Below are 24,479 nucleotides of genomic sequence, written 5' to 3'. Positions count from 1 at the left end.
TTAGAGAGTGAGCGTTTTTAAACCACTCTCTTTTTTTATAACTTCACTCGTTGTTATTTTGGTGATGGCCCAAGCCCATGGGGTGGAGGCTCAAGTTAGTGGTGCCTCTAAGAGCCAAAAAAATACTGAAATACCAAATTCCAAAAATCGAATCGCTTTGTATTTTGATGTTCAAGGCGAGCAGGCCTTTGTCCTTAAAGAAAGAACAATTAAAAATAAACCTGAATACTTTTTATCTTTTGTTCGTGGTAAGCAGACTTATGGTTCTGTACTCATTTCAAAAAAACAATATGAACAATATAAAAAAGCTTTGGATAAAAATTTTTTGGTCTCTAAATCTAAAAAACGAGGAACAGCCAGCGAAGACGCTTGTCACCAGCAGATGGCCTACCAAAGATCTTCGGAACTGAGCCCTAAACCAGTGTGTTGGTCGCATTTGTCTGCGGCCTCACAAAAAAATCTACGAGGTCTTGTTTCGGGAATGAATAAAAAACTTTATGGAGTGACTCGCCATGATCTCCTTTAAAGATTTGGTATTCATCGGTGTTATAGGTTTAGGATTTGTTTTTGAAGTCCAAGCCAAATGTGATTTTAAATCTGTGACCCATCAATGTGAATTTTTTAAAAACTTAAAACCCACAGACATCATTCAACTCGCTAATGGAGAAAAGGTCCCTGCGTGCACCTTATCGGCAGTGTTTTCAGCGCAAGCCGAAGAGGCGATGGGTAAAGTAGAAGAGTCACAAGTCGAGTTAAGAGATTATCTTTCTTCCTTGCCCAGTTCTGCGATGTCTACAAGTTTTAAGCAAAGACTGGCAGAACTAGGGCTTAATAATTTGGGTGATCTGACTTATCCTAATGAAGCTAAGGTGTCTGTACCCTGGCCGCCGAATAAAGAAGGGGCAAAGGCTAAGTCTGTTTCTGTGACACAGATTATTAACTATATGGAATCGCAAGAGGGCATAGATAAAGATCGGCTTTTACGACTGTTACGAGCCTCAGATCAGAATCAAAACCGTCACGTGGCTTTGTCTATGGATACAGATCAAAGATCAGAGTATCTAAGAACACCTCAGCAGACCCAAGCTATATTTAATCAAGTCAAGACCAATGCTTTGGAGGTCTTAAGGCAAGGACAAAGTGATTCACAGTTAAGCCCAGAAATGCAGTCCGTGATCGGAAGAGTCAATGCTTACTATTTATCTCAAAACTCAAGCGGACAACCTGGTTCTTTATGTGGTCCTGGTCGTGGCCAAGGAGGGCGTAATAACACGGCACAAGGTTTTATCGAACTTGGACCTAAGATGAATTACTTTCCTGCGGGTGCCGTACAGAGAACTTTGGCTCACGAATTTGCTCATGCTTTTGACCCTTGTCGTTCTAACACGACAATGCTTAGGGCTTCAGAGGAGTTTGCACAGTTAGCCAGAGACCGAGGGCAAAATAATCCTGGCAATCTCTTTGGCATAAGGCTTCCGCCAGGTTCAGAGTCTCAATTGATGGGTTCAGAAGTTGTGGGCGCCCCGTTTAGTATTGATCAAAATCCCTTTCGTGACACCTATAACTGTTTAATCAACCAAGGTGAGGGAAGAACAGGACATCCTTTAAATCGAGGTTTAGGAAACTTTCACACCAGACAAGGAGAGTATCTTTCACAAAATGGTGCAGTCAGAAGTGAGTCGCAGGCCTGTGAGTTTAGCCAGGGTAATGAAATCTTTTGTGATTGGTTTGCGGCTCAAGTCTTAGAACAGACTATTAAAAAAGATCCGCCTCCTCGGCCCAGTCCAGACAGGCCTTTGCCTGAAGGTGTAGTCGCTGCCCCTCCAGGTTACGAGTATCTGATTTATAATTTAGACGAGGCTTGTGCTGAGGAGATTTCGGGAGCCCCTTCCATTAGTGGTTCTGACCATCCTTCTGACAGACGAAGGGTGGACCTTATTTTAAATAATCCTACTGTGGCAGAAGCCTTGGGATGTTCTCGTACACCTGACTCAGAGGTGATCTGTCCTGCTTCACAGACCGTCCATCACACGGGGACGACATCTCCCACCACCGCTCCTTCACCAAGCCCGCAAAAAAAACCACAGAAGAAGTCCGACGCTCATACGGTAGATTAGAGTGCTTTTTTTAAAGATGGTGACGACTCAGGCTTTGCGGCTTTATTTAACGGAATCACTTTCTTTTTGCTATCTGTAAGTACAGAGTTATTTTTATCTAGAGCTGAAGAGCTTGTGATTTCTTTTAATTGCACAGCACTTGAGTCACCTAAAATGAGCTGAGGTTTAGGAATAGGCTTTTTATAAGTGATGTCTGCCATAATAGGCCAGTGATCTGAAACGCCTTCTTTGGTGTTGCCCAAACCAAAACGGGCAGGTGAACCAAAGCGGTTGACCTGATAGATACTTTTGTTAAACACTTGCACGCTCTCTTTTTCAAATTGCCATGGTGAGCTGGCATCGGTGAAGCGTCCTGCAAAGATTAAAGCATCCAAGAAAGACCAACTTCTTTTTGGGTGGAAGTAATGAGTGCCGCGACATCCTTTACATCCCACAAAATGTGAAACCTGCATTCCGCTTTCGTGTACATTTACAAAGTACTTGTGGTCTGCGTCCTCTTCACGAGTGATATTAAAGTCTCCTCCAGCCACGATGTAGCTGTCTTGAGGTTTAGATTTCATCAGCTCCACTAATTGGGCTAAAGCTTGACGACGATGTTCTGTGGGTGCTCCTTGAGAAGGAAAGTGCACGCCAAAAACAAACAAGGATTCACCAGTGGGTAGAAGTAGTTCTGTTTCTAAAATTCCACGCGTGGGTCGGATGTCCTCTTCTTTAATGATTTCGTTGGCAACAAATTTCATTTGATGAAGTGTAGGTTCAGATTTAAGTTTCAGTCGGGTTAAAATGCCAACATCAATCCCTCTGGTATCAGGACCTTCAATTAAGATGGCCTTTTCGGGGTAAAGATCGCTCAGATACTCTTTACGGAAACGCTCTAAAATTCCAAGGTTTTCAATCTCAGGCATAATTAAAACATCGGGACCTTTTTTGTTGTTAGCTTTGCGAATGACATCGGCCAGTCTGTGCATCTTGCGTTTTAAGCGACGCTCTGTCCAATCTGTTTTTAGACACTGTTCACGCCAGTAGTCGCGACGTAAACGTTGACAACGCATGGCAATTTCAGGGTTATTTTTCTTCAGCTTTTTAGGCAAGTAGGTTTCATCTTCTTTGGTGGGGTCATCAATGGTGTCAAAGAGGTTCTCCACGTTAAAGCTCATAATACTAAGACGCTCAGGAGCGAGAGCTGCTGCCTTTTTATCCTTCACTGTCACCGTAGACTTAGACGCCTTGGGTGTGGCTTTTTCTTTGCTCACAGTAGAATGGCTGTCAGATTCAACTGATTGAGTCTTAGCTGGTGTGGCTGTATTTTTGGCAGCGACTTGAGTCGAAACACCAAGTGCGAATGCTAATAAAAGATGCTTTAAGATAGAATGATTTTTCATGAGTTCCCCTTACCCTTTATGTATGTTCTTATACCTCGTTTTGTATCCAAGACAAAGCCTCAAAATGCTGTGGCGTGGGATTTTTCAGACTTTTGTTAAAATCATAACAAAGTCTTGAAATCCCATTTTTTTTTGAGGATGATGCTTACGTTGAACTTGCACAAAATGTTCAGCCGCTAGGGGAAGTCTATTAGCGAGGGGATTGGGGTGTCCGTGTTTAGTCCGTTAATGTTACGTCGTATGTTTTTGAATTTAGTGTTGTGTGTGAATGCCTTAGCCTTTGGGTTTTCAGCCTGGGGACAGTCCTTTTCTGTTCAAGAGAAGGTCACAAACCTTTATAGCCCTTATTGGTTTTCAGGTTTCACCAGAGCCGACTACGAGATGCGTATGTGGGACGTAGGTGGAGGCCAAGTTTCGACATACAGTTTTGTAAATTTAAACTATAGACTGGGACAAGGGCAAAAGATCACACTCCGTATTCCATTTATCATTTCTAGTGCAGGATGGTCACAATACGAAGATAAAGCTCCCGCTTATCATAAAGCAGACGCTTTTTTTGAAGATCCTATTGTCAGTTTAGTAGATAGTAACTTGATTCTTTTACCTGGTGACATCCAAGTGTATTGGGAAGGTCGTGTGTATATTCCTGTAGGCCAACAAAGTCTTTTGGAAAATCGTATCATGCGTTTGCGAAACGATTTTATTCTTTCTAAAAACTTAACTCAAAAGTTAGAGCTGAATTGGGTCAGTAATGTGAATTATTATATCCAGTCTAAAACGACATATTATACAGATGTTCCTTTGAACGAAGAAGTCGGGGAGAGATTAAACGTGCTCACCAATACCAGACAGTGGCGCGTAGATAACCGTTTAGATCTTTGGTATAAATTTTCTTACGATTTTGGTTTAGGAATGCAGTTCTATGCTAGAAGTGATGTTTATTATCAAGCACCTTTGCAAAATCGTTTTAAAGATACAGAGACTGAATATGCCATTGGTCCACAGATGCGATTTAGTGTAGGTAACATTGGGAATATGATTCTTTCTGTCAGCCACCGTGTGCCTAAACAAGATTTTGGTGATCTGCTTAAAGTGGATCGTGACAATATCAATGTGACGGCCCTTGCGTTCTATATGTTTTAGTTTGTAATTTATAGCACAAATCCAAGCTTAGGGCTTGGTTTTGTTTTCAGCACTTGATTTGTAAGCCTTTGTGTTTCAATATCAGGGGTCGGTAAGCTATGAAAACGCGTGTAGGAATCCTTTTTATTATTTGTGCCTTCTTTCTTTTTGCTGCGGCCTTTGTGTGGCAGCCGTTGGCTTTTGTGGATTATAAGAACTATTTTGTGCTGACGTGGTTTGATGGCTACAGATACAAAACCCTTGATGACCTAGGATATTTTGAAAGAGACACATGCTCAGGACAACAGCCTTGTGTGTGCGTCTTTATGGTTCATGGGCTTGGGGATCAGTCTTACACTTGGCACAAGATCATGGCGATGCAAACCAAGCTGCATGTGCCGTCAAAAATGGTAGCGATAGATTTACCAGGAGCAGGAGCCAGCCCGCCTCTTCAAGATGCGGCTGGATACCAAGTTCGTCACCTTGCCAAGCGGTTGCATGAATTTGTGAATCAATCTTGTGGCGACCGTAAGGTGGTGCTTGTGGGCAATAGTTTTGGTGGATGGATCACCTCTTGGATGGTGGCTCAAAAACCAGAACGTTATAGTCAAAATATTCTGTTAAATCCTGCGGGATTAAATTTACCTTATGACCATGCCGTACAAGGGTTAGTGTCTCCTTCGCCTGAAACAGTGATGGAGACCTATAGGCTTTCTCATGCTATTGGAGAAAAAACTCAGACCTTACCCTGGTTTGTCGCAAGGCACGCTTCTGAGCGTTTGCGCCACTTTCCTGTAGAGGCCATGATCAAAGCCCAACTGATCGGGGATCAGTTCATTGATGGCATTGTAGAAAAAATCAAAGACAAGACACGTTTAGTCTGGGGCATGCAGGACGAATTTTTGGGGATGAATCATTATCAAAAGTACCAATCCCTGATAGGTGCTAAAGGCATTACGGAACTTAAAGACTGCGCCCATGTTCCTCAAGATCATTGTTCACAAAATGTTTTTGAAGTGTTGAACTCGTTATTATAACTTATTATAAAGCTCTAGAAACATCTGTTTGTTGATCTCCCAAGTGCTGCCATCCACACCATCTCGGATCAGAATGCCTTTTTGATTTAAATCGTCTCGCAATTTATCGGCTTCAGTAAAGTTCTTTGCTTTTTTAAGTTCCACACGTTTGGTAAGTAAATCTTGGATTTCGTGCACATCAAGTTTAAGTTTTTGCGCTAAAATAAGGTCCATGTTTTTTAGAAACTCTTCTGCAGGCTCCTGAAAGAGACTAAGTAGAGTTCCCATTTCGTGAATAAAGCCTATAAAGTCCTTAGAGATTTGCACTTTTTCAGGTGTCATTTTGGACCCTGCGGGGCAGGCACTGTTATAGGTTCTTACAAGCTCAAAAATAGAGGCGACCGCTTTGGCAGTGTTAAAGTCATCGTTAAAACTTTCAGTGATACTTTGTCGGGTGTGCTCCAGAGATGTAATGAACTTTTGAGACTCCTCGCCACTTTGGCCCCCTTTATTTGAGTTGACAAAAATAGCGGCTGACTTAAGGGCTTCGTAAATACGACACAAGCCCGTAATGCTATTGACGATGGTCTTTTGTGAAAATTCAGTTTGGGAACGATAATGCGAAGAGAGGGTTAAGAATTTAAAAACTTCTCCTGGGTATTCTTCCAAAAAACTTTTCATGGTGCGGATATTGCCTAAGGATTTAGACATCTTTGCCCCATCAAAGGTAAACATATTATTGTGAATCCAATATTTGGCATAAGGTTTATGTGTACAGCCCTCTGCCTGTGCGATTTCATTTTCGTGATGAGGGAACACAAGGTCTAACCCGCCTCCATGAATGTCGATGCTTTCGCCTAAATGTTTAAAAATCATAGCGGTACATTCAATGTGCCAACCAGGACGACCTTCTCCCCAAGGTGAGGACCAAGAGATTTCGCCCTCTTTGGCGGGCTTCCACAAGGTGAAGTCTAAGGGGTTTTGTTTTTTGGGATCGGCTTCAATGCGGTGGCCTGATTCTAGGTCATCAAGTTTACGATTGCTCAGTTTGCCGTAATCTTTAAAGCTTGTGACGGCATAAAAGACCTCTCCGTCGACAACATAAGCCTTGTCGTTACGGATAAGACCTTGGATCACATCAAAGATGGCATCCAAACTTTCTGTCACGCGAGGATTGATATCGTGAGGGCGTAACTTTAAACTTTTAAAGTCGTCCCAAAAGGCTTGAATGTAAGTTTCTACGATCTGTTCAGGTGTTGTACCTTCTTGTTTGGCTCGATTGATGATTTTGTCATCAATGTCAGTGAAGTTATAAGCAAAGGTGACCTGATAGCCCAGTTGCTCCAGCCAGTTTCTAACGAAGTTATAAAACACGGCCCCTCTAAAATTTCCCACATGCAGATAGTCGTAAACTGTAGGGCCGCAGCAGTACATTTTCACCTGTCCTGGGGTGTGAGGGACAAAGGTTTCTCGTTGATTGGTCAGTGTGTTATGAATGATCAAAGACATGTACTACTCCACAAAATTCTAGTTTATCATTCAGGTAAGATAAAAACTAGATGGTTTGAAGGCTTTGAAAAGTTAAAGTGTATAAAATCAACTTTAGAGTTTATAAGGAACCTAAACTATAAAGACAACGGATGTGCAAGTGGGCAAACCCCAGTAAAGGTGGAGATATGGAGTATCAAGAGTTATTTGAAATTGCCCTTCAAGCGCAACAGATGGCCTATGCTAAATATTCAAAATTTAAGGTGGGTGCAGCTGTGAAATTTAAAAATGGAAAAGTATACTCTGGATGCAATATCGAAAATGCAAGTTATGGAGCTACGGTGTGTGCTGAACGTGTGGCGGTGTGGAAGGCTTTATCTGAAGGAGAAAAAGCACAAGACATTGAAGCTTTGTGTTTAGTCACCTCTACGCCACAAGGGGATGTGCCTTGTGGTATGTGTTTGCAAGTGCTTTCGGAGTTTATGCCTAAAGAAGCACCGCTTTTAATTGCCAATTCTCAGGGCATAATTTTGCATAAAAAATGGACAGATTTTTTGCCCCATCCCTTTGAGCTGTAAGAAAATCTTATGTAGAGTCTTAAAAATACTGTATTTCTATGGTGTTAATTATTGATTATATAAGCGTTGCTTATGCTGCGCCACAAAAAAAGTACAAAAATACAAATTTCTGAAAATGAATCTTTGCCTAATGAATCAATAACTTGTAATTTTCGGTCTTAAATTGGCACCACGATGAAAGTCTAGGTGTTGCGTGTGTTTGTAGTGATTTATCAATTTCAAGAGTGCACAAAGTCAGCACTTTTTAGAAGCCGAGGGGCGAAGAAAATTTGGGGATGAAGAATTTAATAAAAAACACAGTTTTACTTCTTATTGTCGGCATGTGGTCGATCATGGCATTTGCGAGTGACCCCAATGACCCGACGTCTCCCAACTATCGTAAGTCTATTGAAAAAGTAGTCAAAGACAGATGGTCTTTAAGTGTAATGACTCAAGCAGGACGAGCCATGCAAGAGTTTTCTGAAACTTATGTGTACTACGCTGCTTCTGCGACGTATTTGCTGGATAAAGGCTCGTTGACCTTTAGTGCGGATTACATCCACCCTTTAGATTTAGACACTGCCAATAAAGATCCATGGGAATTGGGTGACCCTTCTTTGACTTACACATCACCTCTTCTTTTTGATTTTACTGTGGGTAAATCTAAGTTCAATGTGTCGTCTCGTGTGACTTATCTTGCGCCAGTATCGGGCGCATCTAGAAACGCTAATTCTTTTGGGATGGTCGCTGGTACACTTAATGCGGTGACCAGCAAAGGGCGTTTTACCTTTATTGCCGCACCTACTTTATTTTTAAGTTATCACAGATATGAAACCGCAGATGTATTTGGGTATAACAGAAACAACCCCGTGTCTCTAAGACTGATGGGGACTGTCAGAGCGCAAGTGTGGAAAGAGATTTCTGCCACTTTATCAGGTTTTGTTATGAACTCATGGGACTATTCGGGGACAGCAAGACTGATGCAAGGTCTATCTTCGAATGTGATTTATCAAATCAATCCTCAGTTCAGTGTTTTGGCTTTTGCTAGCTGGCGTGATCGGGTGATCACCACCAACTCCTTGTTTGATGACGACACAGTTCAAACAGGATTGGGCGCGATTTATATGTTTTAGGTTTTTAAGGGTTTAAAGGAAAAAGGATTTTAAAAGAGGAAAAGAAAGAATGAAATATATAGCACTCACATTATCAATTGTAGCTATGGTTCTATCTGGTTGTGTAAAACAACACCCAAACCAAGATGAACAAGGTCTTAGAGCAAGCGTGAAAGTAGGACGTGCCATCGACGTTAAGTCCATTCAGGGCATGTATGTTGTGAACACAAACACTGCTGGAAACGTCAGTCCCACAAGTGTAGAGCGACCTGTTCTAGAGCATTTCGATTACGGCGGCCAGTACAATGCGCAAACATTTGGTGAGCCTACTCCTGCGGGGATGTCATTGGCGGGAGATGTGGTGATTGATTCGGATTTAGATGCGATTCGTTACTTGAACAAAGTTCAGTTCAATACAGATGCGCCTTTATTGACAAAATTCACTGATGTCGTGGACTTCTTGGGTGAGCCTAATAAAACTTATAAAATCAAATACAAATTGACTCCTAACCGTTTGGTGGTGATGAAGCTGGTATCGAAAAAAGAAATCTCTCACTACGAGATGCCGTATGCGGATTACTTAGGTGATGACACCTATGCGGTTCCACTTGGTGGATATGCGATCAATCCTCAAAAGAAGACCAAGATTCTTAATAACGACAATGATCCTACAAACCAATTCCGTTTGGTCGACGCAGAGATGCAGTTTAATGAAGATGGTTCTTTAAAGACCAACTGTCGCACATGTGCAGACTACATCACATTAAATCCAGATAGCTTTGTGAAGTTTAACAGAATTGAAAATAAAAAGGACGTTTATCCTTCTGAGTACTTTAATGGCGAATGGTACTTCTCTGAGAGTGTTGTGGACTCACAACCTGGTATGGAAACGGCCATTGGTCAAATCTATGGAGCCTATGACTTAAACTTCAGACCTGCTTCTAAAATTAAATTTTTTAGAACTGCGGGAACACTTAAAGGTTACAATATTGCTATTGATGAAGAGTTAAGCACAGAAAATACATTGAACTTAACACCTGTGATCTCTTTTCCTGCAATGGGCAGAAATTATAAAATCGCTGAGACGGGCAGCATGGCTCAGCTTCAAGAGATCACTATTGATGACACGAATTTAGAGAGTGCTCCGTACATTGATATTTCATTTGAGAATATTTCGACTTTAAGAACTAGACTTGAATCTATGTTTAACCCTCTAGTAGGCTTTGGAAACACAGCTACAGGGGCCTTAAAGCAAGTGAAATTTGCAAACAATAGCTTTTCATTCACTCTTGAAGATGTGGCTTCTGGGCGTTTATGGAAGTACTCTTTCTTAAGAGCAGATGACAGAGGTTATACTCCTCGTCGTCACTATAAGCGTGATCGTGAGCAGTTTGGTTTCTTTACTGCCAACAGAACTCGTATTCCAAGACCAGAGCAAGATTACAGAGAAGAAGACTTTGAAAAGAACGTTCTTATTCAAAGACATAACCCTGAGAAAGACATTGTGTTTTATTTCTCAAGTTTAACCCCGAAAGATCTTAATGGTCGATGCCGTCAAACTGGCGACTTATCATTAAAAGATATGGTGGATACTGATTTTAACATCAACTACAGAGAGATCGGTCGTCGTTCCGTTCAATACTGGGATGCCGCGTTCCAAGCTGCTGGTGCAAAGAGCCGTGTGGTTCTTAAAGAAGTAGATGCCAATGGCGACTGTTTTGATGCCCCTCTGGGAGATCTTGAGTTCCATACGCTGAACCTGATTGATTCAATTCAATCTAGTAACTTATTAGGTGTGGGACCTTCTTTGATCGACCCTTACAGTGGTGAAGTTGTGAACACGACGATGAACGTTCACTTGGCACCATTTAGAAGTATCATCAGTAGTGAAGTGCGTACCTTTATCAAAAGTAGATTGGGTGTGTTCACAGACAGCTCTAACCGTTTAGATGCTAACATTGTGACGAACAGCACGATCTTAGGTGAAACAGTGTCTGCTGGTAACCCCTATAACTTAATGGGACGCCTGTTGCCAGAAAAACTTAAAAAGTTTATTGCAAGTCAATACCACTTTGGTCACTTCATGAAAGATCTAAATGTGAACAACTTGCCAAAATTAGCGGCCTTAAATGGTTACGGTCCATTAGACCCTGTGAACATGTTTGAAGCTGGTAATTTTAATGCTAATTCTTTAGAGATGAAAAAGTTGCAGTTGGTCAGTGATCATATCGCGACAAACGACAGACTTGTTTCTGGCGACCGCATCAATGTAGGTCCTATTGAAAGCTATAAAGATGCTTTTGACAGAGCACAGTTTGTACAAAAATACAGACCTGAGTTCTTCAACCGTTATTTCTCTGCTGAGAATTCAGCTCTTGCTACGATGAACAACTTAACTAAGGACATTGAGACTCGTTGCCCTGAAGTTTTAGAGTTTGTTCAAATGAAAAAAGCAGCCACAGCACAAGGACAAGTTCCTTCTGTGACTTCTGCTGAAGAGTATCCTGTGGTTCGTAAGTGTATGGCTAGACTTATCCCTGAAAAGGTGATGGCAACCATCGTTCACGAATTGGGACATAACTTGGGTCTTCGTCATAACTTCTTTGCGTCTTCAGACAAAAAGAACTTCTTCACAAAAGCAGAAGTTAAGCAGTTATATAATATTGACGTGGCTTCTGATAACGATCTTCCAAAAAGTTCATCTGTGATGGATTACGTTCCTTCAGACAAAGATAGACTTTTCTATCCTGGTCACTACGACATCGCAGCCATCCGGTATGGTTACGCTAACAAAGTAGAGCTTGAGTCTACAGGTGCAGCAAACTCTGGAACTCTTGTAGAGTTGAATAACGGAGTGATTGATACATCTCCAGGTGCTCAAGGGAGTATCCAAGAAAATGCTCAGGCTAACAGATGGAAGATTCGTGACTACAGATTCTGTACGGACGAACATGCTCACATGAACCTAGATCCAATGTGTCAGCTGCATGACTATGGTACAACACCAGAAGAGTCAGTGGATGACATTATTAACCAGTTCTATGAGTCTTTAGTTTTAACAGGTAATCGTTACGACCGTTACGTAGCGGCTTCCACTGGCTATATGTCACGTGCTATGCGTTTACAAAGTTTGCACCGTTTTTATAATGAATGGCGCTTCAAACTTGCTGACTATTTAGGTTCAGGAAAAGAGTACTTAGAAAACTACACTCCTGAACAGTACGCTCAATTGCTTGCAAAGTTAGAGAACGATCCTAACTTTGAAGGAAAAGACTACTTAAAAGTCAGACGTAAGATTTTTGATTTCTTTAAGTCTGTAACCTTACTTGAAAACAAGTACTGTGTGGCTTTGGATAAAGAATTAGGTTCTTTAAAAGCCATCGAGCTTGAAAAGATCAGAACTCAATTAAGACATCGTTTCCCTAAAGCCAAAATTGCAAGCTGTGAAGATGCAGAAGGCATTGTTAAGGACTTTATAGAAAGCGATGGCCGTTTACAGTATGTGGGCGACGTAGGTTTTGCTCTGAATAACTACAAGTTCATGCTAGATGGTCGTGAAGCGATCAACGAACCTATTGATGTGATTGGTACGTTTGTGGACCGTGTGCAAGCGATGTTTAACATCATCTCTCGTGATGGTGGTGTTCCAGGATTCTTACAAAAAGTCTTCCCGAACATGCTTGATGAGCCAGATTTATTCTTAGAATTTGAAGGCTTAGTTTTAAACCGTATCGTCAACGGTGTTGAGCTTACTGATGCCATTCGTAAATTGGGTCACCAATTGCCAGAAGACGCGGCTCTTTTTGCTCAGAACTATGAAATGGAAAGACCTGTACTTTTAACGCTTTGGTCTCTTCTTGAGAATGGAGCTAACAACCCTTATGTGAACAACAGTTCACGTACAACAAGATACGGACGCTTTGTGGAGCAAGGTTCTCCTGCTTTGCTAGAGCAAGTACGTAAAGAGGGTGGACAAGTTTTACCTCTGAACTCAGGACAGATGTTGATCATCAGAAGAGAGAACATTGTTTCCTTGTTCCTAGTTAATAAATTCTATGAAGTGGCAAACACGATCAACACAGGAGCTTTACCTGTGCCTACCGCTGCGGCCCTTAAAGGTGGAATCGTAGGTGGTATTACTCCTCTGGTCTTCCAACTTCCTGCGGATGCTTCAGCGCTTACAGCAGAAGATTACTTGGCATTCAGTAATGCGGTGATGAAGTTCATTGAAGCTCAAGAAGACCCATACTTTGTGAACTTAGCTTTTGAGCTTTTAGTTCCAGAGATTGGTGTGTATCTGCTTGCGCTTAAACCACTGACTGACCGTATTGAGGCAGGTGTGGCAGCGAATGAAGATGTGACAGAGTTCCAGACTCAGCTGAACAACTTACTTGCTCAGATGAATCAAGATATGGCAGGATTCTTTAAACAAGCCGAAGGTGCGTTAAAGCAAGCTCTTGGCGATCCTAACTATGTGGCGGTGATTCCAAGTAAAGCCATCGGTGCTCGTATCACTAAAGAGATTGATGCTAAGATCAAAAACATCATTGAGACAGCAACTCTTGCTAAGTTAGACTTTGAGTCCAACCAAGAAGAGTACATCTCTCAAGCGAACTTATTAAGATCTATCCTAGTGTACGATTCAGGTTTGTCTGAGTATGTAGGACAAATCCTTGAGCTAGCTGCTTTAAACAACGCCGATGTGAACCCTGGCCTTGTGAGAATCATGAATGAAGATCCTAGAACTTATGCTGAAAAGTTAAGTGCAGAAGCTTATGTGGATCGTATCATGGGCACAGAAAAGTACTCTAAACTTCGTGGTGCTTACTACGAAAGAATGAGAAAGCTCAACTAAGATAAAAAGATAGGTTTCGAGTAGGAGACCTATTTTGAGTAAAATGGTCTTAAAAATTGAATAATATAAAAAGCCTCAACCGTAAGTTGGGGCTCTTTTTTTTTTTGGTTTGTGCCCCCATGAAGCAGAAGAGCCGGAGGATGTGGATCGCCTAGAGTGAGCGTCCTATCTTGCTTGTGCCCTCTTTTTTTGTAATTTCTTGTCCTTCCATGGGTAGGAGTAGAGTGCGCTATAGAGTTTAGACGTTCAAAGAAAGGGCTGTGGGTGCCCTTTTACAAAGACTGTGGCTATTCGAGCACACACATTGAGAATTAGGATCAAAATTACAGACAGCTGTGCGTAAAAACGATTTTAATGAGGCTTTTTTGATGACGATTCTTAAAATCAGGGTTAGAAGGTCACAAAGTAAGGGGTTTAAACCAGTTTTAGCCAGAATTAAAAGCTTAATGAAAGCTACCTTACAATGACTTGTATTTAACTTGTGTTTAAAACCGTTAAGGTTTAGTAAAGGGATACACAGTGAGGATCTTATCCGTGTCGAAAGAAAGCATGCCTGATGTCACTAACCTCCAAAAGGCAAACGTAAGCCTTGCATTGGACTGGGTGGGCATGGGTGCTGTGGAAGTCCTTTTAAACCATTCTGAAGGGTCTCAAAAGTTCAACCAACTTCCCGCTATTGCCAATATCTTTGTGAATCTTAAAAATCCAAGTGCTAAAGGCATTCACATGTCTCGAGTGTACCTACTAGCTACTCGCGCCTTTGAGTCGAACACTTTAACTTTAAAAGAGATCAAAACCCTTTTGGCGGACATGGTGGAAAGCCAGGGTGGAGTTAGTGATAAGGCTCGTATCTCTTTGGAGTTCAGTTTGCCTGCTAAAAGAAAGGCTTTGATGAGCGATCTGGCAGGTCTAAGACATTATCCCATTCGTATGGAATGGGAGCTAAGCGAAAGTGGTGAAGTCACTCAAGTGTTAGATTTTAAAGTGTTGTACTCAAGCACATGCCCTTGCTCTGCCGCTCTGGCCAGACAATTGATCAAGAAGCAGTGGGAATCTGAGTTTAGTGACAGAGAAACAGTTTCAGTGGCTGATGTGGCTCAGTGGCTGACAGAAGAAAAATCTATTGCTGCCACACCTCATGCTCAACGAAGTGTAGCGCATTTGAGATTAAAAATTCAAGATGGCCAAGATCTTCAGATCATGCCGTTTGTAGATTTAATTGAAGGCACACTCAAAACTCCTGTACAGACAGCCGTGAAGCGTGAAGATGAACAAGAATTCGCAAGACTTAACGGACAAAACTTAATGTTTTGTGAAGATGCCGCCAGAAAGATCTATTCCGCCTTGTCATCCGCTGAAGGAATTCAGGATTTCTGGCTAAGAGTAGAACACTTAGAGAGTCTGCATGCGCACAATGCCGTCAGTGAAGTGTCAAAGTTTGGTGTAAGAATTTAATTTATTGAAGGGACAAGAATATGGCCAATGTATATAAAGGTTTTCACGAACAAGAACAGTATGTAAGTACGGTAGACAGTTTACCCTCTTTAATTCGTGGTGAGCAAAACCCGAAAGAAGAGTTGGTTTCAAGAGAAAGACTTGATGGTGCAGGAGTTAAACGCATCATTCGCGAGATGAGCCTAAAAGTGACCAAGCAAAGAATGGCCATTCTTGAGGCTTTAAATATGGGACAAGCCCACGTTACGGCCCAAGAAGTGTATGAGATCGTAAACGAGAAGTATCCCGAAATTGGTTTTGCCACAGTCTATCGTTTTTTAAGAAAATTGACAGAAAATAACTATGTGACTGAAGTCAGAATGGGTGGTTTGCCTGCTCGTTACGAATTGACTCCGAAGAGTCACCATGATCACTTAACTTGTGTGTATTGCAGCAAAATTGTGGAGTTTGAAAACGCTGAAATTGAGCGTTTGCAAGAAGAAACAGCTAAAAAGAACAACTTCATTTTAACCAGCCACGTGTTAGAACTTTATGGTGTCTGCAACAGCCCAGAGTGTCGTAAACAGCATCAAGAGGATCAAGGTTACTAAGCCTTTGTTTGAACTTTAAGAATTTAAATGAGAATGTGAGAGTCAGAGAGTTTTATGTCTTTGATTAAGGGAGCATTCGTTGTCTAAAAATACAATTTCCATCAATGGCGCTAGAGAGCACAATCTTAAAGATATAAGTTTAAGTATTCCTAAAAACAGTCTTGTTGTGATCACAGGACTGAGTGGCAGTGGAAAGTCCTCTTTGGCGTTTGACACCATCTATGCCGAAGGCCAGCGTCGTTTTTTAGAGGGGCTTTCTAGCTACTCTAGACAGTACATGATGCAATTTAAAAAACCTGAGGTGGAATCCATTTATGGCCTTTCACCTGCGATTGCCATTGATCAAAAGACCATTGGGGCAAGCCCCAGATCGACAGTGGGAACCATCACGGAAGTGTATGACTTCTTAAGACTTTTATTTGCGCGTGTAGGAGTTCCAAAATGTCCTGTGCATCATATTGAAGTGAAGGCTTCAAATGAAGAAGAGATCATTGGACAACTGTTGACTCAACATGCGGGCAAAAAGATTCGTGTGATGGCTCCCGTGGCCCAGCAAAAAAAAGGAGAGTTTCAAAAAGAACTCAGATACTGGGAGTCCAAAGGTTTTGTCAGAGCTTTTATTGATGGTGAATGGCAAGAGATTGCCGATGTGACCAAGCTAGCTAAAACTAAACCTCATAATATTGATGTTTTGGCAGACCAATTAAAAGTAGAAGAAAAATACCGCTTAAGAATCAAAAGCAGTCTTGCAAGAGCCTTTGATCTGACAAATGGTGTGGTTTCCATAGAGTTTATAGACGAAAATAAAAAAGAACTATTCTCTTTGCAATCCTCGTGTCCTGAATGTGGTTACAGTTTTCCAGAATTAGATCCTAACCATTTTAGTTTTAATAATCCCAGAGGAGCGTGTGAGGACTGCCGAGGTCTTGGTACCAAAGAGATCGAAGAGGACACCTATGTGGTGGACTCCCAAGATGGCCAAAAAAGCCAAATCACAAGATATCGTGTAAAAACAAAAAAACAAACTCAAGAAGAATTTGAGGACGAAGAGGATGAGCTGTCATGGGAGTTTGAAGCTTGTCCAAGTTGTGAAGGGACACGTTTAAATGAGCGTGCTCGGAGTGTCTTTATCGGTGATAAAAACATTGCTGATCTTTCAAGTATTTCTATCAATCGCTTGCTTGAATTTTTTAAAAATCTCAAACTGCAAGGCCGCTCGGAAGTGGTGGCGGAAAAGATCATTGAAGAGCTTTTGGGGAGATTAAATTACTTAAGTCAAATTGGGACAGGATATCTTTCTTTGGCCAGAAGGTCTGCCACTTTATCAGGTGGTGAAAGCCAAAGAATCCGTCTGGCAACACAACTGGGATCTTCGATGGTGGGTGTGCTTTATGTTCTAGACGAACCTTCGATTGGACTGCACCCTAGAGATCATCACAAATTACTCAAGCTTCTCAATGACATCAAAGAACACGGAAACACCGTGATTGTCGTCGAGCATGATGAGGACACCATGCGCTCTGCCGATCATATTGTCGATTTAGGACCAGGTGCTGGAGAGTATGGCGGGCAAGTGATGGCCCAAGGGACTTTGCAAGAGATTGCTAAACATCAAGAGAGTCTTACAGGACAATATCTATCAGGGTCTAAAAAAATTGAAGTGCCTGAGCAAAGACGCGCAATAGGCAAAGGACAAATTAAAATCACCAAGGCGCATGGACATAACTTAAAAAATATAGATGTGGAATTTCCGTTAGGGCATCTGATTGGTGTGGCTGGAATTTCTGGAAGTGGAAAAAGCACCTTGATCATTGATACGCTTTACCCTGCTTTGTCAGAAAAAGTGTATGGATTTAAAAAGAGTGCTCAACCCTTTGCAAGTATTGAAGGCTATGAGGCTTTAGATAAGGTCATTCAGATCAATCAAAAACCTATTGGTCGTACTCCACGTTCTACACCTGCCACCTATGTGGGTGTTTTTCCTTTGGTGAGGGATTTATACGCTAGACTTCCTGAAGCTAAGATTCGTGGTTTTAAGCCTGGACATTTTAGTTTTAATGTCAAAGGGGGCCGTTGCGAAACCTGTATGGGACATGGACAGGTCAAAGTGGAGATGCACTTCTTAAGTGATGTGTATGTGCCCTGTGAAAGTTGCTATGGCAAACGTTATAACAGTAGCGTTCTAAGTGTGAAGTACAAAGGTGTAAGCATTGGTGATGTGTTAGAGATGTCTGTCAAAGATGCGGCAGACTTTTTTCAGAACCACACTAAGATTTATGAAAAACTGAAAACCCTTGACGAAGTAGGTTTGGGTTATTTGCGTTTAGGACAAAGCTCTTTGACCCTTTCAGGGGGTGAGGCGCAAAGAGTGAAGCTCAGTAAAGAACTCTCAAAACGTGCCACGGGTAAAACATTTTATATCTTAGACGAGCCCACAACAGGTTTGCATTTTGAGGACATCAAAAAGCTTGTGGAGCTATTGCATCGTCTGACAGATCAAGGAAATACTGTGGTGGTCATTGAGCACAATTTAGACCTTCTTAAAAATTGCGACACTTTGATCGAGCTTGGCCCCGAAGGTGGTGAAAGTGGGGGAGAGCTTTTATTTCAAGGTACACCAGAAGACATGCTTCTTTCTAAAAACAGTGTGACAGCCCAATTCTTAAAACAGCTACTTTAAACAAAAGCACTTTTATAACAGTTGGTGTTTATTGGGTTGTTCTTTCCCCAAAATTTGCGCCCCAACTCGAGTTGCAAATAAGATGAAAACGCCAGTAAATAAAAGTGTCTAATTTTGAGAAAAATTGAAATTCTACGCTAAAGATTGTGATTTTTATTTAAAGTAATTCTTCGTAAAAACCCGATAGGTTTACATAAGACATCAGGGTGATAGACAGTCATACCAAGGTCTTATCAAGCGCTAAAAACTAGGTATATGAACATAATAAATAAAAAGATAAGCCTAGATTGGGGAGAAACGTTGTGAGTAGTGGGAAAGAGATTCCAAGCTGGGCATTTAATGCAGTCAGAGCCATTCTGGAAACTTTAAAAGCAAAAGATCCGCATACATTTTATCACTGTTGTCGTGTGGGGAGAAATGCAAGACTACTTGGCAAGTCAGCAGGTATGGATGAGTACACTCAAAATATTCTGGAGTATTCGGGCCTACTGCATGATGTAGGTAAAGTGGGTATTCCTGATCAAATTTTATTTAAACCTGCTAAACTTAGTGCTGAAGAGATTCACATGATGAAGATGCATCCTGTAAAAAGTTTGCAAATCATTAAACCTCTATTGGATGATCCGTTTTTTCAAGATGTAGCTCCTGGTGTGGAACTGCATCACGAACGTCTAGATGGTCTAGGCTACCCCTATGGTCTTAAATCTAAAGACATCAGTATGGAAGTCAGAGTGATCACTTTAGTGGACGCTATTGATGCCATGGTGAGCACGCGCCCCTATAGAAAAGGCATGTCTATGGATCGTGTGTTAGAAGAGATCAAAAGATGTGTGGGCACTCAGTTTGATGAAACTTTAGTTAAGGTCTATATTGAATCTTATCAATCTTGGAACCAAGAGATTAAAAATATTAAAGAGGGCGAGCAGATCGCACATAGCCTGCTTAAGGTCGCCTCTTAGTCATAAATCACTAAATGTGAAGTTGAAATTCTGAGCGCAGGGTTTCTAGGGTCTGTTGTAAGGGCAGGCCTTGGATGGCTGTAAGATCTTGGCTGACCACACTTTCAAACAAAAGGTGTCCATCAAGCTCGTATCTATATCCTCCCGCACAGTCCATGGGTTGATCTTTGGTGACATAGTCTTTGATCTCTTCATCTGTTAAGGCTTTCATTGTGAGTGTGGTGATGTCCGCAAAGGTCACTTTATGTGTGGAGCTTGCTATACATACACACGTGATCAGTTGATGGGACTGCCCCTGAAGCTTTCGCAGATGCTCTACATTTTTCAAAAAAGTTCCTGGTTTATTTAAAATCTCATCTTTAAAGACACACAGTTGGTCTCCGCCAATCACCACACAGTTGGTAGACTGTGTTTCTAGAACCGATAAGGCTTTGGCTTCTGCTAGTCTGAGTCCTATCTCTTGAGGTGGTGTAGAGACTCTCAGTAGCTCATTTTTAAGGACCTCTTCGTCAGCAAGAGGTGAGATGCAAGTGATGGCAAGGCCATAAGCCTCTAGGAGGGCACGACGATAGGGAGATTGGCTGGCTAAGATGACTTTCATGAGTCACAAGTTGCCAGTGAGCCTTTGTTAGGTCAATATTATTGGTATGGAAAACTTCAATGCTTATGTACATCATATAAATCCGTTTGCCTTACAATTTACTGAAACTATGGGAATCCGCTGGTATGGCCTAGCTTATTTGGCAGGGATCATTCTGGGGTATTTTATCATCATGAAGATGATCAAATTAGGCAGGATGGAGATCAAGGCTGAGGTTTTAGCAGATTTTGCCACCTGGATGGCCTTTGGGATTTTTATTGGTGGAAGATTAGGGTATTGCCTGTTCTATGCTCCTCATTTGTTCCTAGAGTTTCATTCAGGATTTCCTTTTTGGGGGGTCTTAGAGGTGCATAAAGGAGGCATGGCTAGCCATGGGGGAATCATTGGTGTGTCTGTGGCCTGCTTTTTGTTTGCACGTAAACATAAATTAAATGTTTTGCATTGTTTAGATATCACAGTCCTTGGGGGATCTTTAGGTTTTTTCTTTGGTCGTATTGCTAACTTTATTAACGGGGAATTATATGGTCGCCCCGTTGAGTCTGCGGTGAAGTGGGCGGTGAAGTTCCCTCAAGAGCTCAAAGAGTGGACGTATTACTCACCTCAAAGTCTTTTGTCTTTAGGGGATTTGGTCACTAAGTTGTCCCCTTTAAAAATTCGTGGTGAAAATGGAGAGCAAACTATGTTAGCGACTCCTGAACAGTGGACGGAGTGGGTGAACAACTATCGTATCAATCTGCATGCAAACTGGAGTGTGAATCAATTTGTTGATCATGTTCAGATGGAAGCGATGAAGGGCAATGCTCAAGTGCTTGAAGCCTTACAGCATATACTTACAGCACGTCATCCTTCGCAGCTTTATCAAGCTATTTTAGAGGGGCTTTTGGTATTTGTGATTTTAAATCTTATCTGGTGGGTGCCCCGTAAGCCAGGTGTGATTGCAGCAAGTTTTGGCTTTTTATATGCCTTCGCTCGTATTGCTGGGGAACAGTTCAGGATGCCAGACTCTAACATTGGATTTCAACTTCTTGGTCTGACACGAGGACAGTGGCTGAGTGTGGCCATGGTGGCTGCTGCGGCTCTGTTGATGTGGTTCTCATTGACGAGAAAAAATCAACCTTTAGGTGGGTGGACGAAGCGTAATTAGGCTAAAACTGCAAAATGGGCGGGTGCGAAGCCTACATTGTGAAAGCGTTTTCAAGTTTTTTATCTCAAACGTCTCAAAATGAAACATTTTTTTCATAAAAAATATTTTTTTTGTTGCGACAAAACAGTACAAATCACCCTATGTGCTTTTAAATGCGTTTTAAGTGCTTACACATTTAAATTTTGTCCAGAAGTTTTACTCGTGTAGAACTTCTAAGTATTTCAGAAGCCCCAATTTTTTTGTAGGATAGTTATTAAGTGGGGAAAAGTATGATGAAACGCATACAGTGGAATTTCAAAAAACAGCATCAGAGACTCTTAGGAGTGGTCTGTCTGCTGACGTTATTCTTCTCCTCTTGGAGTGCTTGGTCTAACACCACTCCTAAATACAGAATCATTCTGCCACCTGTAACAAACCAAGATAATATTTTGCTTGCCTTTAAATATCAGCCCTATGCTGAGAAACAAGGGGATAAAGCTGGTGGGCTTAGTGAAAATGCGACTTTCTTAAGTCATAATCAAAGTGTTGAAATTAAAAATCTAAGCCCTGCAATATTAGAAAATAAATATGCGGATGTGAAGTACTACACGCCAGGAGTGGCGATTGTCATTAACGGTGTGACCTATTACACGGATGCTAGATATATTTATGAAGAGGGTTCAAGTCAGTCTCTTTATGAAAAGAATTTTGATGCCTATAGAAGGCTCTATCTGTCTACACCACTTCAAGGCATTCCTCCTAGTAGTGAAGCGGCTCCTTATCATGTGAACAGAGATCTATATCGGGCGGCTGTAAGTTCGCCTGCAGGATATCTTGGAGACGGTTATAAGCCTGCGCCTGGGTCTGAAGCTCAAGGTGTTGTGGAAGAAGGACAAGGAGCGGGTGCGACTCCTGCAGACACCACAGGTCAAACCGTTACACCTCCTGCCACCTCAGATATTGGTAATGACATCAGTGTCGATTTAGCAGGTGATAGCTCTGCTGGAGAGCAACCAGAAACTCCAGATGGTGCTACGTCCCCAATTCCTATTCCTAAACCTCGTCCTGCGCTTGCAGAGTATTCAACAGAAGCTTTAGAAGGAATCACTCTAGCGGTAAAAGATAATTTACAAGCGGAAATACTTTCTAATAATGGAGCCTCTCAATCGGGTAATTATGATTTGATTAAGGGTGCAAGAGTGAAAATCATTCCTGATGGTAAAACAGAAGTTATCAATGGTGAAACATGGAGAGAGGTTGAATTCCTTCATGGTTTTGATCGTCGTCGACTGATGGTACCTCAAAGTAAGCTCCTGACAACAAGTGGTGAAACTTTAACGGCGAGTACACCTGTAAAAGTCAATGGCACGGCTCAAGGCCCAGCGGCTGAAGAGATTAAAGAGGATGAGGCTAAACCTGAAGATGCCGCAGCAGTTGTGGCTGCGCCAGAAGCAGCTCCTGCAGAAGTGCCTGTGTCTACATGTACTAATCCTGAATATCTCAGCTATCTGACGAATCAAAATCCAAATTGTAAGTTGCTTCCAATAGAACGACTAGTGCGCTCTGGCCTTAACCAAGGTGATGCCGTACTGGCCATGAGTAAAAATGATAAAAAATGTTATAAGCTTTCTGTGGGACAGGTGACTTATTCGGATGATGATGCCTTAAATAAAGTGATTGAAAAAGTCACAAAAGATAGAAAAGACAGTTATGAGGCCATCTCAAGATTTTTACAAAACGGTCATCTTGGATTTGTCTCTCAGTCCGCACCTGCAGTGAATCGTTATACGATCAGCTGTCATGACCGAACTAAAGTGTGCAGTCTTGGATTTGGTTTTGAATCGGCTCAGCGTATGCCTCATGTGAAAACTATAACCATGCCAGTAAGACTAGAGTCTAATGTGGCCACTGATCTGCAAATTCAAATCTACGGTCCTAATGCTGATGGGTATTATGTGGTGAGACACATGAATGGCAATACTCCTGGGCGTGTGCTGCTTGTTGAGGGTCGCCAAAAGATCGAAGAAGCGATCCGTATGATGGATAAGCACACTTCAGACTTTGCCAATATCCAACTCAGTGAAGCAGATAAAGCTAAGGCCAATAGAAATAAAATGGTTTTGTATGCTCAATTAGGGGATGCCACAGGGGATAAACAAACCAAAACTTTTGAAGTGAACCCTAAAAAACCTTTTGAACAGATTGCTTCTTTGAACAAAGATTTCTCTTTCTATAATATCTCTTGTAAGAGAGAGGACTATAACCCTCTGATGAGTGTGCCTGCTTCGGATAGACCTTCTGACAGCTCAGGCGTAGAATAAAATTTTAAGTGTCTAATCCCTTTCCCAATGAGGCCATCGTGTGTTGATGGGCCTTTTGTGTTTTTTTGCGCCCACACCCACTGTAGCACGCGTCCAGGAGTATTGCCATTCATGTGTCTCACCACATAATACCCATCAGCATTAGGATGCTAGGAAAGCCCGTTGTGATTTTGACTTAAGTTAAACCGAATAGGGTACACCAACTAGAGGCTAGTTTTTAGAGTGTCTCAATCTGAGACGCACTTAAAAGTTAAGATTCAAGTAAAACGTCCCGATATAAGACTTAAGATGACTCGTATATCTATTTTATTCTTATTGATGGGCTGTATGGTATTAGGCTCAGAGGCGTGGGGACGAGCAGGAAGAAACCCTGGCAACACAGGAACCGAAGCAGGATTTTGTTTATTCTGTGGTCGCTCTGGTGTAGGCGAGATTGATCTTGGAAGCGCAGGTTCAGGTGGCGGAAGAGGCTTAGCGGCTGCCACAAAGGCTTTTAAAGCAGCAGCTACAAAGTATTCTAAAGACTGTTTAAATAAACCTTATATTTTAATTACGGATCTCAGTGCGGGAACAGATAATAATATGACTTACATTCTACGCAGAGGTGCTAACGGTGAGTACACTAAGGTGGATCAGTTTCAAACGGGACAAGGAAAAGGTGTTAGTAATCAATCTGGATCTAATATGTCTCCTTCAGGTCTTTTGCGTTTAAACGGATTTGGCATGTACGATGGACGCCGCGAAAATGGGGCTTGGTACACATGGCCTATATTTAGAGATACCCGCGGAAATAAATTTAATTATATTCAAACCTCAGGCTTAGAGCCTAAAAACAGAAATGCTTCAGCCAGAGGTGTGGCGTTTCATCCTATCACCTATAACACTGGGCCCACAACAAAAGGTTGTACAGGTATTCCTAAAGATAAATTCTATTTATGGTCAGAGAGTCTGAGAGACTCGTGTGCCTATAACTACGACGGCACCCAGCCTTAAGATTCTTATCTATTGATATATATACTCAAAATGCTCAGACAGTGACGTTTGGCATGCTTTTGCGTTCGCAAAAGAATGCCAAGCCGAACTCGCATTTCGACCATATAT

Annotated in this window: 17 protein-coding genes; 14 read left to right on the top strand and 3 right to left on the bottom strand. The window is 41.8% G+C overall.

Features of this window, described 5'->3' with window-relative positions; all coding sequences use genetic code 11:
• Positions 1-64 precede the first annotated feature (64 nt).
• On the top strand, positions 65-526 hold the full coding sequence (locus M9899_02890; GenBank protein MCO5113102.1) for a hypothetical protein: 462 nt from the start codon (positions 65-67) through the stop codon (positions 524-526).
• Complete coding sequence (locus M9899_02885) at positions 513-2,117, top strand: hypothetical protein (protein MCO5113101.1); 1,605 nt, start codon at positions 513-515, stop codon at positions 2,115-2,117. Before M9899_02890 ends, M9899_02885 begins: the two co-directional genes overlap by 14 nt.
• Here M9899_02885 and M9899_02880 read toward each other — a convergent pair.
• Positions 2,114-3,499, bottom strand: coding sequence for a hypothetical protein (locus M9899_02880; GenBank protein ID MCO5113100.1), 1,386 nt, complete (start codon positions 3,497-3,499; stop codon positions 2,114-2,116). The genes M9899_02885 and M9899_02880 overlap by 4 nt on opposite strands.
• A gap of 213 nt (positions 3,500-3,712) precedes the next feature.
• On the opposite strand from M9899_02880, the gene M9899_02875 reads away from it, so the two are divergent.
• Positions 3,713-4,642, top strand: a complete 930-nt coding sequence (locus M9899_02875) for a hypothetical protein (protein MCO5113099.1) — start codon at positions 3,713-3,715, stop codon at positions 4,640-4,642.
• A gap of 98 nt (positions 4,643-4,740) precedes the next feature.
• On the top strand, positions 4,741-5,658 hold the full coding sequence (locus tag M9899_02870; GenBank protein ID MCO5113098.1) for an alpha/beta hydrolase: 918 nt from the start codon (positions 4,741-4,743) through the stop codon (positions 5,656-5,658).
• On the opposite strand, the gene cysS is transcribed toward M9899_02870, so the two are convergent.
• Entirely contained in the window at positions 5,653-7,146 is a 1,494-nt protein-coding gene (gene cysS / locus M9899_02865; protein ID MCO5113097.1) for a cysteine--tRNA ligase, read from the bottom strand. The two genes, M9899_02870 and cysS, sit on opposite strands and share 6 nt — an antisense overlap.
• 131 nt (positions 7,147-7,277) lie before the next feature.
• On the opposite strand from cysS, the gene cdd reads away from it, so the two are divergent.
• From cdd to M9899_02830, 7 genes are all read left to right on the top strand, one after another.
• Positions 7,278-7,703 carry a cytidine deaminase gene (gene cdd, locus M9899_02860; protein ID MCO5113096.1) on the top strand — a complete coding sequence of 142 codons (426 nt, stop codon included), beginning with the start codon at positions 7,278-7,280 and terminating at the stop codon, positions 7,701-7,703.
• Positions 7,704-7,978: 275 nt separating this feature from the next.
• The gene (locus M9899_02855) at positions 7,979-8,815 is read left to right on the top strand and encodes a hypothetical protein (GenBank protein MCO5113095.1); all 837 of its coding nucleotides are present in this window, start codon (positions 7,979-7,981) and stop codon (positions 8,813-8,815) included.
• Between the two features lie 49 nt (positions 8,816-8,864).
• Entirely contained in the window at positions 8,865-13,649 is a 4,785-nt protein-coding gene (locus tag M9899_02850) for a zinc-dependent metalloprotease (protein ID MCO5113094.1), read from the top strand.
• 534 nt (positions 13,650-14,183) lie between these two features.
• On the top strand, positions 14,184-15,104 hold the full coding sequence (gene folE2, locus M9899_02845; GenBank protein MCO5113093.1) for a GTP cyclohydrolase FolE2: 921 nt from the start codon (positions 14,184-14,186) through the stop codon (positions 15,102-15,104).
• A gap of 20 nt (positions 15,105-15,124) precedes the next feature.
• Complete coding sequence (locus tag M9899_02840) at positions 15,125-15,694, top strand: transcriptional repressor (GenBank protein ID MCO5113092.1); 570 nt, start codon at positions 15,125-15,127, stop codon at positions 15,692-15,694.
• A gap of 79 nt (positions 15,695-15,773) precedes the next feature.
• Complete coding sequence (gene uvrA / locus M9899_02835) at positions 15,774-18,374, top strand: excinuclease ABC subunit UvrA (GenBank protein MCO5113091.1); 2,601 nt, start codon at positions 15,774-15,776, stop codon at positions 18,372-18,374.
• A 302-nt stretch (positions 18,375-18,676) separates the two neighbouring features.
• A complete protein-coding gene (locus M9899_02830; protein MCO5113090.1) occupies positions 18,677-19,333 on the top strand; it encodes an HD domain-containing protein in 657 nt (218 codons plus the stop codon).
• Positions 19,334-19,343: 10 nt separating this feature from the next.
• Here M9899_02830 and M9899_02825 read toward each other — a convergent pair whose 3' ends face one another.
• On the bottom strand, positions 19,344-19,934 hold the full coding sequence (locus M9899_02825) for a Maf family protein (GenBank protein ID MCO5113089.1): 591 nt from the start codon (positions 19,932-19,934) through the stop codon (positions 19,344-19,346).
• Positions 19,935-19,980: 46 nt separating this feature from the next.
• Here M9899_02825 and lgt point away from each other — a divergent pair, with 46 nt between their 5' ends.
• From lgt to M9899_02810, 3 genes are all read left to right on the top strand, one after another.
• A complete protein-coding gene (gene lgt / locus M9899_02820; protein ID MCO5113088.1) occupies positions 19,981-21,078 on the top strand; it encodes a prolipoprotein diacylglyceryl transferase in 1,098 nt (365 codons plus the stop codon).
• A 269-nt stretch (positions 21,079-21,347) separates the two neighbouring features.
• Positions 21,348-23,378: a hypothetical protein gene (locus tag M9899_02815; protein ID MCO5113087.1), complete on the top strand. Its 2,031-nt coding sequence runs from the start codon at positions 21,348-21,350 to the stop codon at positions 23,376-23,378.
• A gap of 288 nt (positions 23,379-23,666) precedes the next feature.
• The gene (locus tag M9899_02810) at positions 23,667-24,371 is read left to right on the top strand and encodes a hypothetical protein (protein MCO5113086.1); all 705 of its coding nucleotides are present in this window, start codon (positions 23,667-23,669) and stop codon (positions 24,369-24,371) included.
• Positions 24,372-24,479 lie beyond the last annotated feature (108 nt).

The organism is Pseudobdellovibrionaceae bacterium (assembly GCA_023954155.1).
In the GTDB taxonomy this organism is placed as follows: domain Bacteria; phylum Bdellovibrionota; class Bdellovibrionia; order Bdellovibrionales; family UBA1609; genus JAMLIO01.
The sequence above is the reverse complement of the archived record's forward strand: the minus strand, read 5'-3'. Positions and strand labels throughout refer to the sequence as shown.